The organism is Xanthomonas sp. SHU 199, from assembly GCF_000364665.1.
Classification (GTDB): Bacteria; Pseudomonadota; Gammaproteobacteria; order Xanthomonadales; family Xanthomonadaceae; genus Xanthomonas_A; species Xanthomonas_A sontii.
In genome coordinates this window covers 1-394 of the sequence record NZ_AQOI01000752.1, presented here as the reverse complement: position 1 = coordinate 394, position 394 = coordinate 1, and the positions used below count along the sequence as shown (strand labels likewise).

Genomic DNA, 394 nt, shown 5'->3' with positions numbered 1-394 from the left:
CCACGGTCAGCCCGTCCGCGCGCGACAGTGCGGCCCGGTGCGCGGCGGCATCCACGCCGCTGGCCATGCCGCTGGTCACCGCAAAGCCGGCCGTGGCCAGGGCCAGTGCGAAGCCGTAGGCGTTGTCGCGGCCGCCGGCGCTGGGGGCGCGGCTGCCGACCACGGCCACGGCCGGGTGCCACAGCACCGTGGAATCGCCGTCCACGTACAGCGCCAGTGGCGGATTGGGCGTGCGCCGCAACAGGGCCGGGTAGTCGGCATCGTGGCAGCCCAGCAGGTGCCGACCTGGTTGCGCCAGCCAGTGCTCGGCGGTGTCCAGCGCGGCGCGGTCGGGCCGCTGCAGCGCGGCGATCTGCGCCGCATCCAGGCCGGCGGCCTGCCAGCCGGCGGGACC

Annotated in this window: 1 protein-coding gene; it reads right to left on the bottom strand. The window is 76.9% G+C overall.

What is annotated here, in order from left to right; translation table 11 throughout:
* A partial coding sequence (locus D183_RS0120930; protein ID WP_017910719.1) for a DNA-processing protein DprA occupies positions 1-394 on the bottom strand: 394 nt, incomplete at both ends.